Source organism: Streptomyces sp. NPDC042371 (assembly GCF_056437465.1).
On sequence record NZ_JBWKAP010000017.1, the window covers coordinates 50,438 to 70,438 of the forward strand.

The 20,001-nt window shown below is 72.8% G+C and carries 18 protein-coding genes; 7 read left to right on the forward strand and 11 right to left on the reverse strand.

Annotated elements, in window-relative coordinates; translation table 11 throughout:
- Positions 1 to 22: 22 nt before the first annotated feature.
- A complete protein-coding gene (locus tag AC068B_RS35940; RefSeq protein WP_478675702.1) occupies positions 23 to 1,042 on the forward strand; it encodes an alpha/beta hydrolase in 1,020 nt (339 codons plus the stop codon).
- A gap of 10 nt (positions 1,043 to 1,052) precedes the next feature.
- On the opposite strand, the gene AC068B_RS35945 is transcribed toward AC068B_RS35940, so the two are convergent.
- Positions 1,053 to 1,889, reverse strand: coding sequence for a menaquinone biosynthetic enzyme MqnA/MqnD family protein (locus tag AC068B_RS35945; protein WP_478675775.1), 837 nt, complete (start codon positions 1,887 to 1,889; stop codon positions 1,053 to 1,055).
- A gap of 354 nt (positions 1,890 to 2,243) precedes the next feature.
- Here AC068B_RS35945 and AC068B_RS35950 point away from each other — a divergent pair, with 354 nt between their 5' ends.
- Positions 2,244 to 2,447 carry a cold-shock protein gene (locus AC068B_RS35950; protein WP_006138897.1) on the forward strand — a complete coding sequence of 68 codons (204 nt, stop codon included), beginning with the start codon at positions 2,244 to 2,246 and terminating at the stop codon, positions 2,445 to 2,447.
- 151 nt (positions 2,448 to 2,598) lie between these two features.
- Here AC068B_RS35950 and AC068B_RS35955 read toward each other — a convergent pair whose 3' ends face one another.
- The 6 genes from AC068B_RS35955 to AC068B_RS35980 are packed head-to-tail and all read right to left on the reverse strand — an operon-like array spanning position 2,599 to position 9,012.
- A complete protein-coding gene (locus tag AC068B_RS35955; RefSeq protein ID WP_478675703.1) occupies positions 2,599 to 3,450 on the reverse strand; it encodes an ABC transporter ATP-binding protein in 852 nt (283 codons plus the stop codon).
- A complete protein-coding gene (locus tag AC068B_RS35960; RefSeq protein ID WP_478675704.1) occupies positions 3,447 to 4,391 on the reverse strand; it encodes an ABC transporter ATP-binding protein in 945 nt (314 codons plus the stop codon). Before AC068B_RS35960 ends, AC068B_RS35955 begins: the two co-directional genes overlap by 4 nt.
- A 3-nt stretch (positions 4,392 to 4,394) precedes the next feature.
- Positions 4,395 to 5,243, reverse strand: a complete 849-nt coding sequence (locus AC068B_RS35965; protein ID WP_478675705.1) for an ABC transporter permease — start codon at positions 5,241 to 5,243, stop codon at positions 4,395 to 4,397.
- Positions 5,240 to 6,196: an ABC transporter permease gene (locus AC068B_RS35970; protein ID WP_356252031.1), complete on the reverse strand. Its 957-nt coding sequence runs from the start codon at positions 6,194 to 6,196 to the stop codon at positions 5,240 to 5,242. Before AC068B_RS35970 ends, AC068B_RS35965 begins: the two co-directional genes overlap by 4 nt.
- A 9-nt stretch (positions 6,197 to 6,205) precedes the next feature.
- Complete coding sequence (locus tag AC068B_RS35975; RefSeq protein WP_478675706.1) at positions 6,206 to 7,855, reverse strand: ABC transporter substrate-binding protein; 1,650 nt, start codon at positions 7,853 to 7,855, stop codon at positions 6,206 to 6,208.
- Complete coding sequence (locus AC068B_RS35980; protein WP_478675707.1) at positions 7,852 to 9,012, reverse strand: C45 family autoproteolytic acyltransferase/hydolase; 1,161 nt, start codon at positions 9,010 to 9,012, stop codon at positions 7,852 to 7,854. The genes AC068B_RS35975 and AC068B_RS35980 overlap by 4 nt, the downstream gene beginning before the upstream one ends.
- A 107-nt stretch (positions 9,013 to 9,119) precedes the next feature.
- On the opposite strand from AC068B_RS35980, the gene AC068B_RS35985 reads away from it, so the two are divergent.
- A complete protein-coding gene (locus AC068B_RS35985) occupies positions 9,120 to 10,016 on the forward strand; it encodes a MurR/RpiR family transcriptional regulator (RefSeq protein WP_478675708.1) in 897 nt (298 codons plus the stop codon).
- 28 nt (positions 10,017 to 10,044) lie between these two features.
- Here the strand turns inward: AC068B_RS35985 and AC068B_RS35990 are convergent, their stop codons facing one another.
- Positions 10,045 to 10,605 (reverse strand): helix-turn-helix domain-containing protein, encoded by a 561-nt coding sequence (locus tag AC068B_RS35990; RefSeq protein ID WP_478675709.1) that lies wholly within the window; start codon positions 10,603 to 10,605, stop codon positions 10,045 to 10,047.
- Between the two features lie 95 nt (positions 10,606 to 10,700).
- Here AC068B_RS35990 and AC068B_RS35995 point away from each other — a divergent pair, with 95 nt between their 5' ends.
- Both AC068B_RS35995 and AC068B_RS36000 read left to right on the forward strand, forming a co-directional pair.
- Positions 10,701 to 11,465 (forward strand): AzlC family ABC transporter permease, encoded by a 765-nt coding sequence (locus tag AC068B_RS35995; protein WP_468555709.1) that lies wholly within the window; start codon positions 10,701 to 10,703, stop codon positions 11,463 to 11,465.
- On the forward strand, positions 11,462 to 11,776 hold the full coding sequence (locus tag AC068B_RS36000) for an AzlD domain-containing protein (RefSeq protein WP_478675710.1): 315 nt from the start codon (positions 11,462 to 11,464) through the stop codon (positions 11,774 to 11,776). Before AC068B_RS35995 ends, AC068B_RS36000 begins: the two co-directional genes overlap by 4 nt.
- A gap of 10 nt (positions 11,777 to 11,786) precedes the next feature.
- Here AC068B_RS36000 and AC068B_RS36005 read toward each other — a convergent pair whose 3' ends face one another.
- Positions 11,787 to 13,559, reverse strand: coding sequence for an AMP-dependent synthetase/ligase (locus AC068B_RS36005; RefSeq protein WP_478675711.1), 1,773 nt, complete (start codon positions 13,557 to 13,559; stop codon positions 11,787 to 11,789).
- A gap of 150 nt (positions 13,560 to 13,709) precedes the next feature.
- On the opposite strand from AC068B_RS36005, the gene AC068B_RS36010 reads away from it, so the two are divergent.
- Positions 13,710 to 14,846, forward strand: a complete 1,137-nt coding sequence (locus tag AC068B_RS36010) for an AraC family transcriptional regulator (RefSeq protein WP_478675712.1) — start codon at positions 13,710 to 13,712, stop codon at positions 14,844 to 14,846.
- Here the strand turns inward: AC068B_RS36010 and AC068B_RS36015 are convergent.
- Together AC068B_RS36015 and AC068B_RS36020 are read right to left on the reverse strand one after the other, a co-directional pair.
- Positions 14,729 to 17,848, reverse strand: a complete 3,120-nt coding sequence (locus AC068B_RS36015) for a tetratricopeptide repeat protein (protein ID WP_478675713.1) — start codon at positions 17,846 to 17,848, stop codon at positions 14,729 to 14,731. The two genes, AC068B_RS36010 and AC068B_RS36015, sit on opposite strands and share 118 nt — an antisense overlap.
- Positions 17,849 to 17,964: 116 nt before the next feature.
- Complete coding sequence (locus AC068B_RS36020) at positions 17,965 to 18,462, reverse strand: hypothetical protein (RefSeq protein WP_478675714.1); 498 nt, start codon at positions 18,460 to 18,462, stop codon at positions 17,965 to 17,967.
- 198 nt (positions 18,463 to 18,660) lie between these two features.
- Here AC068B_RS36020 and AC068B_RS36025 point away from each other — a divergent pair, with 198 nt between their 5' ends.
- Positions 18,661 to 19,905: a lipase family protein gene (locus AC068B_RS36025; protein WP_478675715.1), complete on the forward strand. Its 1,245-nt coding sequence runs from the start codon at positions 18,661 to 18,663 to the stop codon at positions 19,903 to 19,905.
- Positions 19,906 to 20,001: the final 96 nt, after the last annotated feature.

Sequence of the window (20,001 nt, forward strand, 5' to 3'; positions counted from 1 at the left end):
TCAGCCCCGCCCCGAGGTCCCCATGAACCGTCGCCGCCCCTCCCCCGCCGCACTCGCCGCGACCGCCGCCGCCCTGGCCTCGGCGCTGCTCCTGTCGGCCTGCTCCTCCGACAAGGGTGAACCGTTGAGCTTCGACCATCCGAACCCTTCGGGCGCCACCGGACAGGCGAAGGGCGCGGCGGCGGAGAAGACGCTTCTGCCCACCGGCCCGAAGTCGGCCTTCACCACCGAGAGCACCCTGGACGACGGCACGAAGATCGGTGTGACGACACTGAAGGGGAAGAAGTCCGGATTCACCGGCAAGGTATGGGTCTGGGCCCCGAAGCAGTACTTCGACCCGAAGTACGCCGACAGCGGCTTCCCCGTACTGATAGCGCTGCCCGGCGGCAACGGCTATCCCAATAATTATTGGATGGGGACCGACCTCAAGCTGGAGAGCAGCATCGCCCGATGGTCGCGGGAAGGAAAGAGCCTCCCGTTCATCGTGGTGATGCCCGTACTCAATCCGGACGCAAAGAACTATTACGACGGCAGCGATATTCCGGGGCAACCCAAAATGGGCACGTGGATGACGGACGACGTCCCCGATTTCGTCAAGGCGAATTTCCGGACCTTCAAGTCCCGTGACGGCTGGGCCTTCATGGGTTCCTCGTCCGGCGGCTTCGTCGGCCTGAAGTCCGTCCTGAAGCATCCGGACCGGTTCCGGGCCGTGATCGCGAGCGGCCCGGACACCGTCCCCGACTCCCCGCTCTGGGCGGGCCACGAGAAGGAACGCCGGGCCAACGACCCGGAGCGGCTGGCCCGGCACCTCGCCGACCGCGGGGGCCCGGAGGTCGACCTCGCCTTCCAGATCGGCACGCGGGAGTCGGGGCAGGCGAACCTGCGGAAGTTCATCGAGGCGTACGGGAAGGGGCCCGTGAAGACGCGGCTCAACGTCATCCAGGGCGGCGGCCACAACGCGCATACCTACGTCCCCGCCATGGCCGAAGGGTCCATCCAGTGGATCAGCAAGCACATGCAGGCGCCGATCCCCCACGCCTGACCGCGCGGGGTCAGGGCTCCAGGAGCTCCACCCGCACGTCCGCCGGGAAGCCCGTCGTCGGGCCGACCCGGCGGGCGAACTCGGTCACGCCCGCGAGCTGCTCGCCGCCGAAGCGGAAGTCGAGCGTCGTGAAGTACCGCTCCAGGACGCCCGCGTCGAAGGACTCCCAGCGTGCGGCCTGCTCCGCGACCTTGCCGACCTCCTCCAGGGAGAGGTCACGGGAGGAGAGGAACGCCTTGTGCACCTCGCGCACGACGGCCGGTTCCCGCGCCGCGTAGTCGCGCCGGGCGGCCCAGACGGCGAAGACGAACGGCAGGCCCGTCCACTCCTTCCACATCTCCCCGAGGTCGTAGACGTCGAGGCCGAGCCGCGGCCCGTCGATGAGGTTGGCGCGGAGCGCCGCGTCGCCGATGAGGACGGCGGCGTCCGCCTCCTGCATCATCAGCCCCAGGTCGGGCGGGCAGGAGTAGTAGTCGGGCCGCACGCCGTGCCGCTCGGCGAGCAGCAGCTGCGCGAGCCGCACCGAGGTACGGGAGGTCGAGCCGAGCGCCACCCGGGCGCCGTCGAGCTGGTCGAGCGGCACCTGCGAGACGATCACGCACGACATGACCGGACCGTCGCAGCCGACCGCGAGGTCGGGGAAGGCGACGAGGTCGTCGGCGTTCTTCAGGAACTCGACGAGGGTGACGGGCGCGATGTCCAGTTCGCCCCTGACCAACTGCTCGCTGAGCTTCTCGGGGGTGTCCTTGGTCAGCTCGAAGTCGAGGAGGGTCCCGGTCCGTGCGAGCCCCCAGTACAGGGGCAGGCAGTTCAGGAACTGGATGTGACCGACGCGCGGCCGGGGAATGCGACGGGAGTCGTGCGGCTGTTCGGCGCCTGCCCCCGCGAAGGCGTTCAGGGGAGAATTGTCCACATCGGGGAGGCTAGCCCCCTTGCGGTACGGTGCGGGCGCCGGGGCCCGGACACGCCTCGTCAACCCCACTGGGGGCCTCGTCAAACCTCCGGGTGACGTGATCTTGCCCCCTATTGCATTCCCCTGCCTGCGTGCTAAGCTCGCCGCAAGTTGCAGTTTGGTTTCCCTTGCAGTACAGAGCCTGCGGAGCATGTGACCCCGCAGGCTCTCGTCGTTTTCAGACTTATGCAGTTGTTTAAACAATCGCTGGTTCTGGAGCAGGGCAACCCTTTGGCCCAAGGAGGGCTTATGGCTACCGGAACCGTGAAGTGGTTCAACGCTGAAAAGGGCTTTGGCTTCATCGCCCAGGAAGGCGGCGGCCCGGACGTCTTCGTCCACTACTCCGCGATCAACGCGAACGGCTTCCGCTCCCTCGAGGAGAACCAGGCCGTTTCCTTCGACGTGACGCAGGGTCCGAAGGGCCCGCAGGCGGAGAACGTCACCCCGATGTAATCGGGCGCCTCACGCAAGTGGGGCGTGTGGTTGCTCCGGTGACCAGATCCGGAGATTGAGAGCAGTACCCAAGGAGCCCTGCTCCTCCGTGCAAGCGGAGGAAGCGGGGCTCCTGCCTTTTCGGGGCTCATGTCTTTCGGGGCTGCCCCCCCTAGAGGGCGGCCCTCGCCCGGACCGCTGCCGCCGGGTCCCAGCCCTCGCCGGGGACGGACGCGAGCAGGAGCTTGGTGTACGGGTCCTCGGGGGCGCTCAGGACCCCGTCGGTGGGGCCCTGCTCCACGACCCGTCCGTGCCGCATCACCAGGACCTCGTCCGTGACGTGCTGGACCACGGCCAGGTCGTGGCTGACGAAGACCAGGGCGACGCCCGTGTCCCGCCTGATCTCGTCGAGCAGCCGCAGGATCTGCGCCTGGATGGAGACGTCCAGTGCGGCGACCGCCTCGTCCAGGACGAGGACCTGCGGGTCCACGGCGAGCGACCTCGCGATGGCGAGGCGCTGGCGCTGGCCGCCGCTGAGCTCCCTGGGGCGGGCGCCCGCCTCCCGGGCCCCGAGGCCCACTTGGTCCAGGAGCGCCTCCGCCAGGCTCTCCTCCCGGCCGTGCAGGCGCAGGGCCGTCCGTACGCACTGGTCGGCCGTGAGTCGCGGGTCCAGGGAGATGTAGGGGTCCTGGAAGACCATCTGGATCTCGCGGGCGCGGGCCAGCCGCGCGGACTTCCCCCGCGGGGCGCGCGGGGTGCGCGGCTCGCCCGCGATGCGGATCGTGCCCTGGTCCGGGCGGACCAGGCCCACGAGCATGCGGGCCACCGTCGTCTTGCCCGAGCCCGACTCGCCGACTATCCCCAGGGCGCCACCCCGGGGGACGGCGAAGCTGACGTCCGCCGCCGCGCGGTGGTGGCCGCCGCCCGGCAGCGGGTACGTCTTGGTGAGGCCGTCCGCCCTCAACAGGTCCGTGGTCAGGGGGGCCTTCGGCAGCGGGTCCGTCCTCAGCAGGTTCTTCGTCATCCTTGGTGCACCTCGTCCACAGCAGTGACGGCACGGCAGGTCGCCGAGCCGCCGTCGGCCAGCACCCGTGGTTGCGGGAGCCATGACTCGCACGCCTCCTCCGCCTCCCCGCACCGCGCCACGAACGGGCAGCCCGTGAACGTGTCCGTCAGGGACGGGGGGCGGCCCGGGATCGGGCGGAGGGGGCCGGACTCGCCCAGGGTCGGGGAGCAGGCGAGGAGGCCCTTCGTGTAGGGGTGCGCGGGGGATGCGAACAGGGCGTCCGCCGCGCGTTCCTCGACCACCCGGCCCGCGTACATCACGTACACGCGGTCGCAGTACGCCGCCGCCAGGTGCAGGTCGTGGGTGATGAGGAGCAGGCCCAGGTCGCGGGTGGCGCGCAGGGTACGCAGGAGGGCGAGGATCTCCGCCTGCGTGGTCACGTCCAGGGCGCTGGTCGCCTCGTCGGCCAGGAGGAGGCGCGGTTCGGCGGCGAGGGCGCCCGCGATGACGACGCGCTGCAGCATGCCGCCGGAGAGTTCGTGCGGACGCTGGCGCAGGCGCTGTGCGGGGGACGTCAGACCCACCGCTTCGAGGAGTTCCGCCGCGCGGGCCCGGCTCGCGCCCCGTTCGGTGAGGAAGTCACCGATGCGGCGCACGGGGTTGAGGGCGGCCCGCGGGTCCTGGTGGACCATGGCGACGGGGCCTGCCCGGTGGGCGCGGAGTTGTTCGCCGGTGAGCGCGAGGACGTCCGTGTCCGCGAAGCGGACCGAGCCGGATGCGGACGCGCCGGGTGGGAAGAGTCCGATGGCCGCCTTGGCCGTCGTCGACTTGCCGGAGCCCGACTCGCCGACCAGGCCGACGACTTCACCGGGCGCGACGCGCAGGGACACCGAGTCGAGGACCGGGCGCGCGGTCCCGGGGAGGTGGACGGTGAGGTCCGTGATGTCGAGGAGCGTCATGGCTCACTGGCTCCCTAGCCGGTCGGCGGCCCAGACCCCGACCACGTTGAAGGACACGACGACGAGCGCGATGGTGGTGCCCGGCACCATGGCGGGCAGCAGGGCGCCCTGGACGACGGCGGCCTGCCCCTCCTGCACCATCAGGCCCCAGTCGGAGGACGGGGGTTGGGCCCCGAAGCCCAGGTAGGAGAGGGTCGCCAGGGACATCAGCGCCTCGCCGAAGAGGACCACGAGGTAGCCGAGGACGGCGCGGGCCAGGTTCGGGACGACGTGGGCGGCGCAGATGCGGGCGCCGCCCATGCCGAGGACCCGGTAGGCGTCGACGTACGGCTTGCGGGCCTCCGAAAGGGCAAGGGAGCGCGTGTACTTGGCGATGGTGGGGGTGAAGGCCAGGCCGAGGGCGAGCACCGACGTCGTCATGCCCGCGCCGAAGACCGCGATGATCAGGACGGTGAACAGCAGGCCGGGGAAGGCGTACATCACGTCGGTCAGGCGGGAGACCACGGCGTCCACCCAGCCGCCGCGCCAGGCGGCGAGGACGCCGAGGAAGACGCCGAGCACGGATGCCACGGCGAGCAGCAGGACCGGCGCGATCAGGCTCGTCCTGGCCCCGTACAGGGCGCGCGAGAGCAGGTCCTGGCCGGAGGAGTCGGTGCCGAGCAGGTGCTCGCCGCCGGTGCCGACCAGGGAGGCGGAGAGGTCGATGGCGTCGGGGGCGTAGGGGGCCAGCAGCGGCGCGAGGACCGCGGCGAGGACGACCAGGGCGAGGAAGGCTCCGGCGACCGTGACGGCGACGGGGCGCCGGGGGCGTACGGGCAGCTGCGGGGCGGGGGCGAGGGCGGGCGTCGTCACGACGTGGCTCCCTTCACTCGGGGGTCCAGGAGCGGGTGCGCCAGGTCCACCAGCGTGGTGACCACGATGTAGCCGGTGACCATGAGGAGGAGGACGGCCTGGGCGACGGGGAAGTCGTGGGTGTTGATGGCGCCGACGAGCAGCGAGCCGATGCCGCTGATGCCGAAGGCGGTCTCGACCACGACCGTGCCCGCGAGCATGCCCGCCATGACGAGGCCGCACATCGTGACGATGGGGCCCAGCGCGTTGCGCAGGACGTGGCGCCGGATGATCTCCCGCTCCGGGACGCCGGAGGCGCGGGCCGCCTCGACGTGGTCGGCGGCGGCCGCGTCGGCCATGGCCTGGCGGGTCACCCGGCTGATGATCGCGAGGGCGCCGAGCGCGAGCGACAGGGCGGGCAGGGTGAGGTGGTGCAGGGTGCCGGTGAATCCCTCGCCGCTGCCGGTGACCGGGAACCAGCCGAGCTGCACGCCGAAGAGCGAGACGAGGGCGATGGCGGCGACGAACGACGGCACGGAGGCGGCGAGCGTGGTCCCGCCGACGACGGCCGAGTCGACCCACGTGGAGCGCTTCACGGCGGCGAGGACGCCCGCGCCGACGCCGAGGACGACGAACAGCACGGTGGCGTACGCGACGAGTTGGAGCGTGGTCGGGAAGCGGGCGGCGACGAGGTCGGAGACCTGGTCGCTGTATTTGAAGGACCGGCCGAGGTCGAGGTGGACGCAGTCCCACAGCCAGCGTCCGTACTGGACGACGAGGGGCTCGTCCAGGTGGTACTGGGCGCGGACGGTGGCGAGCCGTTCCGGGGTGAGCTTGTCGCGGCCGCCCGCGAGGAACACGGCGGGGTCGCCGGGCGCCGCGTACACGGCGGCGAAGATGACGAACGACGCGGCGAACAGGGTGGCGAGCAGCCCCGCGAGGCGGCGGATCAGCCGGGGGACGAAGGAGGTCATGCCGCTCACCTAGCCCTTCTTCGGGCCGAGTTCGGCGGCCCACGGGTAGTAGAGGTAGGACTGGGATGCGGGCGGGCCCGTCATGCGGTCGTTCAGGACGAGCGCGGTCGGCACCTGGGCGAGCGGAATCCACACGGCGGCGTCGACGAACCTGCGCTGCACGTCGACGGCGAGCTTCGCGCGCCGGGTGTCGTCGAGGGTGCCGAGGGCGCGGCGCACGAGCTTGTCGTACGTGGCGTCCTTGAAGCCGACCCAGTTGTTGGGCGAGTCGGAGAGGCCGTTGTCGTAGAAGCCCATGGGGTCGGCCTTGGAGATGTACCAGTCCCCCACCAGGACGTCGATGTCGGCGCGGGCCTGCGGGTCGCTGTAGAACTCCTCGAACTGGGCGGTCGGCACGGTCTTGATCTGCCCCTTGAGGCCGATCCGCTGGAGGGCGGCGCGTACGGCGTTGGCGACGACGGTGCGGCCCTGGGTGCTGTCGGTGCCGATGACGACGGGGTCGGTGGGGGCGCCCGCGGACTTCACCAGGCGCTTGGCCTCGGCGAGGTCGTCGGCGGTGGGCGAGGCGGGGGCGGCGGCGGCCAACTTCCGCTGGGCGGCGGCGAACCGGGGCTTCTCGTAGCCCCACGCCCCGGAGCCGACGGGGGTGGCCCAGGGCTGGACGAGGCCGCCGTAGCCGGATCTGGCGATGCCGGTGCGGTCGATGGCGAGGGAGAGGGCGCGGCGGATCTGCGGGTCCTTGAGTCCGCCGCGGCCGGTCGGGATGAGGGCGAGCGAGGCGGTGGACGGGCCGTAGTGCTGGTCGAGGCCATCGGCGCCGCGCAGGGCGGATGCGGTGTTGGGGGATTCGGCGTACGTCCCGTCGGCGGCGCCCGTCTTCAGCGCGTTCACCAGGGCGCTGTCGGAAGCCCAGCGGAAGGTGACCTGCCGGGTGCGCGGCTTCTTGCCCCAGTACCCCTCGTACTCCTCGATGGTGAGGGAGTCGCCGGACTTCCACTTCGTCAGCTCGTACGGTCCTGAGCAGGCGTCGTCCTGGCCGGGGGTGCCGAACTCCTTGCCCGCGGCCGTGACTTGCTTCTTGTTCCAGACGATGCCCGCGTCGCCCGCGAGGGCCTTGGTGAAGAGGGCGTCGGGGGCCTTGAAGCGGATGGTGATCTCGTGGTCGCCGGTCTTCTTCATCGAGCGGACGTTGCCGAACTCGTCGGCCTGTTCCATGTCGGGGTCCGCGTGGCGGCGCAGGCTCCACAGAACGTCGTCGGCGGTGAGCCGCGAGCCGTCGTGGAAGGTGACGCCGTCGCGGACGGTCAGGACCAGGGTCCTGTCGTCGGGGGTGCGGGCCTTGGTGGCGAGGTGCGGCTCGATGCTCATGTCGGGCCGCAGCTGGTAGAGCCGTTCGCAGACGTTGGTGAGGACGACCCGTCCCGCGCTGGAGCCCTGGGTGTCGAGGTCGAGGGAGTCGGGCTCGTCCTCCAGGAGCCAGTCGGCCTTGTCCTGCGTGCCCTTGGCGGCGGGTGTCGTGGCGGACAGTTTCAGCTTGGCGGCGTCGGCGGGGGCACCGCCGGTCGTGGCCAGGTCGGCGCCGCTGCAGGAGGCGGTGGCGAGCAGGGCGGTGGCGGCCAGGCCCGCCGCGGCCGCGCGTGCGGTTCTCGACGTGCTCATGAGTGGTCTCCGTACGGGCCGTCGTAGAGGTTCCAGGGCATGTGCTGGTAGTCGCGGTCGCACGGGGTGCCCGCGGTGACGTGGTAGTCGCCGCTGGTCAGGTCCGCGCAGGAGGAGACGAGCGTGGTCCAGTGCTTGACGGCGGGGCGGCGCGGGTCGGGGTGGGTGCACAGCGACTCGGGCAGTCCCAGGTGGTCGGACATCGCCTGCTTGATCAGCTTCAGGGACTCGTCGGGGCCGGTGGCGGCGCGCAGGGCGCGCAGTCCCTGTTCGGCGCGGGGGACGCGGACCAGGGAGTCGGACGAGAGGGGACGGTAGTCGGCGGCGAGGGCGGCGGGGATGCCTGCCTGGTAGTGGTTGCCGTGCACGAGGAGGCCGTCGGTGGCGTACATCCAGCCGTGTCCCGCGGGCGTGGTCTCCAGGTCGATCGCGAAGCCTTCGCGGCAGGTCAGCAGGGCGTTGCTGGCGATGTGGGCGCGGGTGCGGCAGAGCACGTCGAGGGCGTCGGTGATGGTGGGCTGGTCGAGGACGCTGCGGCGCACGACAGTCTGCGGCAGGCCGACCTTCTCGTCGAAACGGCCGCCGAGGCCGTTGGCGTTGAGCGCGATACCGGCGGAGTTGGCGCCCTGGCGGCCGATCTGGCCCGCCTCGACCTGCATGATCAGAGTGGGTTTCGGGGGCTGCACGACGCGGAGCATGACGACGGTGTCGGCGACGCCCGCGCGCCAGTCCCAGTTCTGGCCCGCGTAGACGTGGCCGTCGCCGCTGGCCTCTCCGTAGGCGGCGAAGGAGGTGCAGCCCTCGGCGGGTTCTTCCACCGAAGGCTGTGAGGGCGCCGCCATCTCGGCGAACGACTTGTCGTAGATGACCTCCCCGCGGGCGTTCAGGGCGAGCACGTCGAGCAGGGTCGCCCCGGCTCCGTCGGCGATGCCCTGCATCTCGTCGACGTAGTGGGGGGCGTGGGCGCGGACGGGCTCCAGCCAGCGGGCGGCCCGTGCGGTGACGCGGTCCCAGGTCAGCCCGGCGGACTGGCCGAACGCCTCCTCGTAGTAGCCGAGCGCGGCGCGGAGCTGGGGGCGGACGGCCTCGCCGTACTGACGGCCGCGTTCGACGGGCGTACCGGAGATCTCGATCACGGGGAGCGTGCGGGGTGCCATGGTTCTCCTAGCGACGGAGAGCCTGTAACGTCGATTACAAGAAACTCTCCATTTGGAATGCGTTGCCCAGGAGAGTAACCGCCGTCACACGAGAGTCAATAGCTGTAATGGAAATTTCAGAGGGTGCGGAGCGCGGCGTGGAGCGGCTCCGGTCCGCCGTGCGCGACCAGTGGGAAGCCCTGTCCGCCTCGGAGCGCGCGGTCGCCCAGTACCTGGCGAGCGCGCCGCCCCAGTCCCTGGTCTTCGCCAGCGCGCAGGAGCTCGGCACGGCGAGCGGCACCAGCAACGCCACGGTCGTGCGCGCCCTGCAGCGCCTCGGGTACGCGGGACTGCCCGCGCTCAAAAGGGAGTTGGCGTCGGACTTCACCTCCGCGGTGGCGCCCGAGGTCCGCCTGAAGCAGCGCATCGACCACGTCGGCCGGGACCTCGGCGGCATCTGGGACGAGGTGTTCGACGAGGCACAGGAACGCATCGAGCACGCCCGCAGACTCACCCCCGACGACGCGCTGCGCACCGCGGTGGAGGCGCTCGCGGAGGCCGCCGAGATCCACTGCTACGGCGTCGCCGCGTCCGAACCCGCCGCCCGGCACATGGCGCTGGCGCTCGGCCGCATCGGCCGCCGCTCCCGCCACCTGGGCGCGACCGGCTTCGCCCTCGCCGACGCGCTGCTCGGCATCCGGCAGGGCGACGCGGTGGTGATCTTCCAGCCCGGCCGCGCGCTGACCGAGCTGTCCGTCCTGATCGAGCGGGCGCGGGCGGTCGGCGCCCGGATCGTCCTGGTCACGGACGAGCTGGCCGAGCTGTACGGGCCACGGGTGGACGCCGTCCTAACCGCCCCGCACACCCCCACGGGCATCACCACGGAGGCGCTGACCGCGCTGCTGGTCGCGGACGCGCTGCTGCTCGCGCTGACCACGCTCGACGAGGCGCGGGCGGTCGACACCTCGCACCAACTGACCGCGCTGCGCGAGCAGTTGCTGACCCCGAAGCCGCGCAAGAACTGACGCCCACCGGAGATCCGTCAGAAGGGCCCTAGGTGTGCTGCATGATCATCACGAACGTCGTGCCCGGCTCCAGGGCCTGGTACGAGTGCGGCACGTCCCCGCGGTACGACATGTAGTCGCCGACGGACAGCTCCACCGTCTCGCCCACCGGTCCCGCGAGCAGTCGGCCCGTGCTGATGACCAGATGCTCCATCGAGCCCGGGATGTGCGGGTCGGACTCGCGGGCCGCGCCCGGCTCCAGCGCCCCGTGGTAGATGTCGCGCCGCACGCCCGTCGGCCCCGGGGAGAGCAGCGTGCCCGCGTAGGAGGAGTTCTCCGCGTGCATGGTCGGGCCCTCGCCCGCGCGGATCACCGTCACGGCGGGGGCGGGTGACTCCACGAGCACGCTGAACGGGACGCCGAGCGCGACGGCCAGCGCCCAGAGCGTCTCGATGCCGGGGTTGCCGGTGGCCGCCTCCAGCTGGGACAGCGTGGACTTCGCGATGCCCGCGCGTTTGGCCAGCTCGGAGAGGGAGAGCCCAGCCCTGGTGCGCTCGCGGCGCAGGGCCGCGGCCACCCACTCGCGCGGCATGCGGGACGCGTCGGTCATCACTGCTACTCCTAGCCCTCTTCCCCGTCCGTTCGCTACAGGGGACCGATCGTTCGGCTTGACGAACGCGATCCTCTCCGCCCATCCTACGACGCATGCGTTCGCCACACCGAACAGACGATCCGTCCTGCCGAACGGACGAGGGGTCCACCGGCCTCGTCCGCCTCTCCGACCTGCCGCCCGGCGTGCTGCGCGACATCGCGCTCGTCTGGCTCGCCGACGCCGTCGTCGGCATCTCCTTCGGCGCCATCGCCGTCGGGGGCGGGCTTCCCGTGTGGGTGCCGGTGCTCATGTCGCTGCTCGTGTACGCGGGCTCCGCCCAGTTCAGCGCGGTCGGCGTGCTCACCGCGGGCGGCGGCCCGGTGGCGGCCGCGGCGACCGGGCTGCTGCTCAACTCCCGCACGGCGGCGTTCAGTCTGGCCCTCGCCGACGACCTCGGCCGGTCCTGGACCGCGCGGCTGATCGGCGCGCACCTCGTCACCGACGAGACCGCCGCGTTCGTCCTCGCGCAGGAGGGCCGCAGGCAGCGCAGGGCCGCCTTCTGGATATCCGGCATCGGCCTGTTCGCCGCCTGGAACCTCAGCGTGCTCGCGGGCGCCCTCGCCGGGTCCGCGATCGGCGACACCGCCCGGTTCGGGCTCGATGCCGCGTTCCCCGCGGTGCTGCTCGCCCTGGTGCTGCCCGCCCTGCGCGCCGACAGCGCGGCCCGGCGGGCCTCGGCGGCCGGTGCCGTCATCGCGGTCGTCGCGGCGCCGCTGCTGCCCGCGGGCGTCCCGGTGCTCCTCGCACTCCTCGGCCTGCTCGCGGCCCGCCGCGGACCCCGCCGCCCCCGCCCCGCCTCTTCGAGGAGCGCCTCATGAACGCCACACTCGCCTGCATCCTCGCGCTGGCCGCGGGAACGTACGTCTTCCGCCTGGCCGGGCCCGTCCTGCACGGCCGCGTCGAACTCCCCGTCCGCGTGCAGGAGTTGCTGGGCGTGGGCGCCACCGTGCTGCTCGTCGCACTGCTCGCCACCGGGGCGCTCACCGAGGGGCAGGGCTTCGCGGGGTGGGCGAGGCCCGCCGGGGTGCTGGCGGGCGGCGTGCTCGCCTGGCGCAGGGCGCCGTTCGCCGTGGTCGTGGTGGGCGCGGCGGCGACCACGGCGCTGCTGCGGCTGGCCGGAGTCCAGTAGCGGCCCGCGGCTACCGGGCCCCGGCAGCGGCCCCCCGCTCGTACAGCTCGTCCACCGTCCGCGCGTACCGCTCCGTCACGGCCTTCCTGCGCACCTTCAGGCTCGGCGTGAGCAGGCCGTCCTCCACCGTGAAGTCCTCGTCCAGGACGGTGAAGTCACGGATGCGGGCGGGCCGCGAGACCGTGGCGTTGGCGGCGTCCACCGCCTCCTGGACCAGGGCGCGGACGCGCGGGTCGCGGGCGGCGGGTCCGGTCAGCGTCACCCCTTCCCGCGCCGCCCACCCCGCGACCTCCTCCGCGTCCAGCGTGACGAGGGCGACCGGATAAGGCCGGTGGTCGCCGACCATCACGGCACGGGACACGAACCGCGATGCCTGGATGGCGAGTTCACTCAGCGACGGGGTGAGGTTCTTGCCGCCGGAGGTGATGATGAGGTCCTTCTTGCGGCCCGTGATCGTGAGGAACCCGTCCTCGTCGAGCGCGCCCAGATCCCCCGTGTGCAGCCACCCTTCGCCGTCGAGGACGTCGGCCGTGGCCCGGGGGTCGTTGTGGTAGCCGGGGAACACCATGGCGCCCCGGGCCAGGACCTCCCCGTCGTCGGCGATGCGGATCTCCACGCCGTCGACGGGACGGCCGACCGTCCCGTAGCGGACCGCACCCGGGTGGTTGAGGGTGAGGACGCCCGCCGACTCCGTCATCCCGTACCCCTCGTAGACCGCGATCCCGCAGGCCCGCAGGAAGTCGACGGTGTCCGGCGCGATGGGTGCCCCGCCGGTCAGCGCCCACCGGACGCGCCCGCCGAGCGCCTCCCTGACCAGGCCGTAGAGCGCCTTGTCGGCGGCCTCGTACGCGTCCCGCAGCTCGTCGGGCAGCACGCCGTCCGCGGCCAGCACCCCGATACGGACGGCCTCGTCGAACCGCTCGCGCCCGCCCTCCTGCGCCTCGGCGAGGGACAGCACCACGGACCGCACCTTCTCGAACAGCCGCGGCACGGACGGCAGATGCGTCGGCCGCGCCTCGGCGAGCTCGGCGACGACGTCCTCGACGCGGCCGCCGAAGAAGGTGAGCGTGCCGCCCGCGATGAGCGTCGTGAACTCGATGAGCTGGGCCAGGAGATGGGCGAGCGGCAGATAGAGGTACGTGGACTCGCCGGGCCCGCCGTCCACGAGCGGGAGTGTGGCGGCCTGCACGGCCAGCAGGTTGCCGTGCGTGAGCAGACAGCCCTTGGGCGGTCCCGTGGTGCCGGAGGTGTAGATGACGGTGGCCAGGTCCGTGGCGCGGCAGGCGTCCGCACGCTCCAACAGCGCTTTCAGCGGCCCGAGTTCTTCGGGTTCCACCGTCATGAGGACCACGTGCCGCACCCCGGGCAGCCGTTCCCGCAGCCGCTCGACCTTCGCGGCCTGCGCCTCGTCCTCGCAGATCACCACCTCGGCGCCCGAGTCCGACAGGACCCACACGACCTCGTCGTCCCCGGCCGTCGGATAGACCGGGACCACGACGGCGCCCGCCGCGAAGACACCGAAGTGGGTGCAGGTCCACTCGGGGCGGGTCTCGGCGAGGACCGCGACCCGGTCGCCCGCCCGCACACCGAGCGCGAGCAGCGCCCGGCCCACCCGGCGTGCGGCGTCCCGGAGTTCCGCGTACGACATCTCGGCCCACTCCCCGCCCCGCCGGAAACGCAGGGCGGGCAGCTCCGCATGGCGGGCGGCCGCCCACTCCGACAGGAGGGCGAGGGTGCCGGGCAGTTCGGACGGCTTCTCGGGGTCCTTCCGCGTCAGCTGCATGCCTACGACGCTAAGGAGCCCGCCCGGCCCCGGGGCTGACGGGAAACGTCAGCACCACTGGCCGGGCCGCTCAGGGCGGACCGCGGACCGTCGCTGTCGTTGTCGGCGAGGAGGTAGGTGCGTCGGCCTTCCCGGCGCTAACGTCGTGACATGGCCAGGCGGACGATCACCGTGCACCACGTACGGGCCGTGCTGCGCGGCGCCGAGCGGCACGGTGTGGACACGGTGCCGCTGCTGCGGGGAGCGCAGATTCCGCCGCTGCTCCTCGGGGACGACCGGGCCCGGGTCACCGCGCCGCAGTTCGCCCGGCTCTTCCGGGAGCTGTACCGGGCGACGCAGGACGAGTTCCTCGGCCTCGGCTCCGCCCTCAGCAGGCCGGGGACGTTCGCGATGATGTGCCAGGCCGCGCTGGGCTGCCGCGATCTCGGCGCCGCCGTGCAGCGGGGCGCCACGTTCTACGGGCTCTTTCCCGGCGGCCCCGACCTCGTCCTCGAACGGCGCGGCGGCGAGGCGGTGTTCGGCGTCCGCAACGACCTCGAACAGGACTACTTCCTCGCCGAGTGCCTCGTCATCATCTGGCACCGGCTGTGCAGCTGGCTGATCGGGCGCCGCATCCCGCTGAACTGGGCCGAGTTCGGGCATCCCCCGCCGCCGCACAAGGACGAGTACGAGCTGCTCTTCGGGTGCCCCGTGCGGTTCGGCGCCGAGCGGACCGGCGCGGGCTTCGATGCGCACTGGCTCGACGCGCCGCTCATCAGGGACGAGGACGCGCTGGACGAGATGCTGCGCCGGGCGCCCTTCGAGCTCCTCTCCCGGCGCGAGTACGGCACGACGGTCGCCGAGCAGGTGCGCCGCGTCCTCGCCCGCGCCCTGCGCTCCTCGCCGCGGCTGCCCTCCCTCGGCGAGATCGCGGCGCGGCTCGCGGTGAGCCCGGCGACGCTGCGCCGCAGGCTCGCCCAGGAGTCCACGTCGTACCAGCAGTTGAAGGACGCGGTGCGGCGCGACGCCGCGATCGCGGGGCTCGTGGAGGGCCACGAGCCGATCGCGGAGCTCGCGGCCCGACTCGGCTTCTCCGAGGACACGGCGTTCCACCGGGCGTTCCGTCGCTGGACGGGCACGACGCCCGGCTCCTACCGCACGGAGACGGAACGCCCGTCCGGAGCGGGTCCCTACGACTCCTCGCCGTCCGAAGGGCCGCCCGGTGCCGGGCCGCCCGGCGGGGGCGGCGGACCGTCGGACGGCGGTGCGGCGTCCGCCGGAGTCGCCGAGGGGGCGTCGCGCGGCTGAGACCTCGCGTGGTCGAAGCGCGCGCCGTTGACCGCCGCGCCGTCGCCGGACACCGTCGTATCGCCCTCCTGCTTGCCGAGCCGCCTGCTGGTGCGACCGAGGGCGATCAGCACGGTGATCAGTGACGTGGACGTGCCCTCGATGCGGCGGGTGTACCGCACGGCCTCCTCGTACGCCGCGTGCGCCTGCGGCAGCATCTCCTGCGCGTCGTACACGTCCCCCATGTCCTTGAGCACGGACGCGTACCAGCCGGGGTCGGATTCGCCGTCGACCAGGGCGAGCACGGCCTGGCAGGCGGCCACCGCGTCGGCGTAGGCACCCTCGACGCCCATGCGGCCCAACTCCTCATGAGTCAAGGCCATGTTGTGCAGGACGGCCGCCCGCCGCTCCGTGTCCCCGATCTTCGGGACCTCCACGGTGAGCCGCTCAAGGACGTCCCGCGCCTCGGTCCGCTCGCCCATCGCGACCAGCGTGTTGGCGAGCGCGGTCATCGTCGTGGCGAGGTCGCTCGGATTGTCCGCCTGCTGCTTGTACGAGACCGCCTGCCGGAAGTACTCGACGGCCTCCTTGAGGTCACGGGCGTCGCGGTAGGTGTCGGCGATGTCGTGCAGGATGATGCCGTAGACGCCCGGGGACTCCTCGGGGTCGGTCAGGCCGCGCGCCTCGTAGAAGCAGGCGAGGGCCTGCTCCAGGCGGGCGGGCCGCGACTGGCTGGTCTCTTCCGGCATGGCGGTTCTCCGTTCGGAGTCGGATGGTGCGGTCCTGCTGTCGTCGCGCAGCTCCCGTCCGCGGTGGATCAGCGCGCGGGTCAGGGTGACGGCGGCCTCCGCCGTCGTGGCGTGGTCGGGTCCGAAGACGTCGCGCAGCTCTTCCAGTTGCTGCCGGTGGGCGAGGACGGAGCCCGCGATGTCGCCCGCCTCCTCCCAGCAGAAGGCGAGGCTGCGCAGCACGCCGTACAGCTCGATGTGACAGGACCCGAGGACCCGCTCCATGTCGACGACGAGCCGCTCCAGGGCCAGCAGCGCCACCGTGTTGCGGCCCGACTCCCGCAGCCAGTAGGCGTGTTCGGCGCGGCTGGCCAGGGTGTCGGTGTGATCGGGGCCGAGCACCCGCTCCCGGTCGGCGAGCAGTTCCTCGTACGCCGTCACGGCGCCGTCCGTGTCCCCCGCGCGCCCCCGGTAACCGGCGAGGTTGTGCCGGGCCCAGAACAGCTCGGAGTGGTCGCGGCCGAGGAGCCCCTCGCGGTCGGCGATGAGCTGTTCGAGGGCGGCGATCGCCCCGGCCGTGTCGCCCGCCTCGCCCCACCACAGGGCGAGGAAGCTGCGGGCGCTCAGCGTCTCGGGCGCCTCGTCCCCCAGCTCGCGCTGGAAGTCGCACAGGACCTGCTCGAACGCCACGAGGGCGCCGGGCACGTCCTCGGCGAGCGCCCGCGCATGGGCGAGGGAGTGCCGGGTCCGCAGGGTCTCGGGGTCGTCGGGCCCGCAGACCCGCTCGGTGTCGGCGGCCACCTCCCGGAGTTCACCGACCGCCACCAGCGGGTGGCCCGACATCGCCCACATCTCGGCCAGGTTGAGCCGGGCCCTGAGGGTGTCGCGGTGGTCGGGCCCCAGGCGCAGCTCGGCCTGCCGCACCAGGGTCTTGAACTGCTCCAGGGCGCGCGTGTAGTGCCCGGCCGCCGCCACGCTGGACACCGACCGGAAGACCACGTCGTGCGCCTCCTCCGCCCACAGCGGCCCGTCGGCGACGCTCCGCAGCGCGTCGGCGTTCGCCCGCAGCGCCCGGCCGAGCGCGGCGTCCTTCTCGACCTCGGGCCAGGCCTCGACCAGCGCGTCGGCGACGGCCACCGCGGCCTCGTCGGTGCGGTCCCGGGTGAGGGTCTCGCGGATGCTGCGCTGGACCAGCTGGTGGACGCGGACGGCCTGGTGGGGGACGCCGGGCGTGTAGTCGATGAGGTGCATGCGGTGCAGGGCGCGCAGGGCGTCGACGGCGTCGAAGGCCTCCACGGGCTCTTCAGGTTCATCGGGGTCTTCGGACCGCTCGGGCTCTTCGGGCCGCTCGGGCCGCTCGGGCCGCTCGCCCGGTCCGGGTCCGGCGCGGTGCCGGGCGAGGTAGCCGCGGGCCGCCGCGCCGGTGAGCACCGCCGCGGGGATGCCGCTGGGGTCGAGGAGGGCGATGAGGACGAGCAGCGGGCTCGCCAGGCCCCGCGGCCGCATCCGGTCGGCGCGGTCGACGGAGAGCGACCAGGTCGCGGCGAGGGTGACGGTCTGCGCGTCGGGCAGCGAGCCGGGCTCGGGCACCAGCCGGGCCAGGTCACGCGTGCGGCCCGCGAGGAGGGTGCGGTAGCGGGGGCAGTCGAGGCCGGTCTCCAGGAGGTACGCCGCGGCCTGCGACAGCGCGAGCGGCAGGTCCCCGAGGTCCTCGGCGAGCAGCGCGATGCAGTCGGGCGACTGTGCCACGGCCGGGTCCGAGCCGTTGCCCGTGTCCCTGCGCTCCCCCGCGAGCACCTGCGTGAGGTACGCGACCGACTCCTCCCTGTCGAACAGGCCGACGTCGATGCAGCGGTGCCCGTGCCCGGTCAGCACGGCGTCGCGGCGCCGCGTGGTGACCAGGGTCCTGCCGTGCGGGCCCGCGGGCGGCCACAGGGCGATGCGGGGCGTGACGGGGTCGGCGAGCAGGTCGACCGGGTCGGTGAGGTCGTCGAGCACCACCATCCAGCCGGGCCCCTGCTCCCCGTCGTCGCCGGGCGGCCGCGGCTCCAGCCAGGCCAGGAAGCGGGCGGCGGCCTGCTCCGAGTCGGCGAAGGTGATGCCGAGAACGTCCTCGGCGGCCTGCGCGTACGCCGCGACGACGGCCTCACGCTTGACCGCGGTCACCCACAGGAGCAGGTCGACCTCGCCGCTGTGCAGCAGGTCGCGGGCATAGCGGGCGGCCAGCTGGGTCTTGCCGACCCCGCCGGTGCCGGAGAGGACCTGGCCGAGCACGGCGGTGCCGCCGTCGGCCATCTCGTGCGCGAGCCGTCTGCCGACGCCTCGGTCCTGGAAACAGTGCGCCTCCTGGGGCAGTACTCCGACGATGTGGGGGCTGTGCCGTGTGAACGGCCTGACACCCGCCGGTCCGCTCAGCCCTCGGCCGGATCCGGCGGGGAAGGGCGGTCTAGCCGCAGGTCCCCGTGCATCTCGCCGATGTTGACCGGGCTGCCGTAGTTCACGACGGGGCCCAGGGTGGCCTGCCCGCCGGGCCCGGAGGCCGTCAGGTGCCCGACGGTGGGCCCGCTGCGCGCGATGGTGGCCCGCAGCTCCTTCACCAGCTCCCGCAGTCCGTCGCCCAGGGCCCGGCGCACGCCGTCGTCCAGGTCGTCCAGAGCGATCTCGAAGCGGGTGCGCCAGGAGATCTGCTCGTCCCCGCGCAGCCGCCGCCCCAGATCGCCGTCCACCCCCGTGAGCTGCGTGTCCGTGCGGTCCAGACGGGCCAGCTCGGCCCGCTCGCGCGCCGGGTCGCCCCGGCCGAACCACCGGGCCACCGGTCCCCGCACACCGCCCCAGGCGTCCGTCCCCGCGGCCTGCACGACGGCGGCCGACCCCTCGGCCGCCAGCGCTGTCATGGCGTCGTCGAGCATCGCCACACCCCCAGTCGTTCCGAGCCCCGCGGCTCCCCCTCTGGGAACGTAGCGCCGTGACGGCCCCCTGGATACCTGCGAGACGGAGTCAACGAAGGTGAGCGTCCCGGTCATCCCGGCGATTACCCGCAGGTCACTACGGTCGTTGCCAGAACCCCCCCGAACACCCCCGCCCCTGAGGACAGTTGGGAGAGCCGCATGCACACACGTACCAGCGTCAGAGCGTGGGCCGTGGTGGCCGCGCTCGGCCTGTCGGCCGTCACCCCGCTCACCACGGCACACGCGGAAGGCACCGGGCCCACTGCCGGAACCCCCACCGAACGGCCTACCGAAAGGCCCATCGGAAGCCCCACCGGAGACTCCGTCGGAGCAGCCCCGGCCGCCGTTTCCCCCGGCGACATCGTGGCCTCCGAGCCCAGCAGCTTCCACCCGCTGCCGGGCCAGCCGACGAACACCAGGGCCTGGAAGATCCACTACCGCTCGACCACGGCCAAGGGCGAGCCGAACACCGTCTCGGGCACGGTCATCGTGCCGCAGGACGGCAGGAAGGGCCCGCGCCCCCTGATCACGTACGCCGTGGGGACCGTCGGCGTCGGCGACCACTGCGCCCCCAGCGCGGGCTTCCCCAAGGGCACCACGCTGGAGGCCAACCTCATCCAGCAGCTCACCCTGCGCGGCTGGGCGGTGGCCGTCACCGACTACGAGGGCCTCGGCACCCCCGGGGACCACACGTACACGGTGGGCCGCGCCGAGGGCCAGGCCATGCTGGACGCGGCCCGCGCCGCGATCCGCCTGCCCGAGGCGGGCCTCGGCAAGGACACGCCGGTCGGCATCATGGGCTACTCGCAGGGCGGCCAGGCCTCGTCGTGGGCGGCGGAACTGCACGGTTCGTACGCACCCGACCTCGACGTCAAGGGCACGGCGACCGGCGGCATCCCCGGGGACCTGCTGAAGGTCGCGAAGTCCAACGACGGCCTGTACGGGTCGGGCCTGATCTTCATGGCGGCGATCGGCCAGAACGCGGCCTTCCCCGAGCTGAAGCTCGACTCCTACCTCAACCCGGAGGGCAAGAAGCTGATCGGCGCGCTGCGGAACTCCTGCGTCGCGGACGGCTCGGTGCTCGGCTCGTTCAGGACGATCGCGTCGATGACGACGAAGAACCCCCTGGAACAGCCCGACTGGAAGCAGCGCCTGAACGAGTCGCGGGTCGGCACGGTCAAGCCGGACGCGCCCGTCTACCAGTACCACGCGCTCGCGGACGAGCTCATTCCGTACGCCGTGGGCAAGCAGGTCCGCGCGGACTGGTGCGCACGGGGCGCGAACGTGGAGTGGCACACGGTGCCGGTCGGCGAGCACGTCAGCGGCGTGATCACCCAGTCGCCGTTCGCCACGCAGTGGCTGGCGGAGCGGTTCGCGGGGAAGGAGGCGCGGGGCAACTGCTGAGCGGGCGGCCGGTGTTGGTTCCGCAGGTGTTGGGGTACGGCTCCGAGGCGGGGCCGTACCCCGTTGCGGGCCGGTGCAGGGCGGCGCACGGCGGTG